This is a genomic window from Vibrio sp. 03_296, from assembly GCF_002265885.1.
The window spans coordinates 1-625 of sequence record NZ_NPKW01001087.1 but is presented as its reverse complement, the minus strand read 5'-3'; the positions used below and the strand labels follow the sequence as shown (position 1 = coordinate 625).

Sequence of the window (625 nt, the reverse complement as noted above, 5' to 3'; positions counted from 1 at the left end):
TCGACAGGTCTTGAACCGACTGGATTCATAACCATCTCCTAAGCGAATCCTAAATACTCTATCGGCAGGCGTTGGAGAAAACTTGTGCAAAAAAGCCTGTTTTGCCGCTTTTTAATCAAGCAAAAAACAGGCCTAAGTGAGATGGGAGTTGGAAATAATCGCGCTATTTGCAGGTCAGATCGTCATTACGTTTTTTAAATCCTGAAACGCCTTCATTTGATTGCTTTTTGCACATAACGTACCGGCGGTTCCAGAACCAGCAACTGGTAATCGCTGCCTTGCTCATCGATGGTTGATACCGGAGAGATCACCACAACCTTTAAGGAAGGATCACGACGCAGAATCGAGTGAGCGGTGCCTAAGCCCTGCTCAATATGAAATTTTCCTGCGACATGGATAACTTGCGTGTTGGGTTTTGCTGATGGTAGTTGACGATAGATTCCGCCATGGTTTCGTCCCAAGTCACTTGTGCAGCAAACTGTTTTTCGGTTTGCTCTGGTTGCCGTGGTGCATCGACGCCATGAACTTGCTTTTGTATTCGCTTTCACCGGTGTTGATCTCACTCGCCAAAAAGCCACGCTCTTCTTGGGTTAGCTTATCGAGGTAAGCCAAACCTTGGCGGCCA

The 625-nt window shown here is 46.9% G+C and carries 1 pseudogene; it reads right to left on the bottom strand.

Annotation, left to right across the window (positions count from 1 at the left end):
- Nucleotides 1–212: 212 nt before the first annotated feature.
- Nucleotides 213–625: pseudogene (locus CIK04_RS29985) on the bottom strand (ChaN family lipoprotein); the annotation flags it as partial.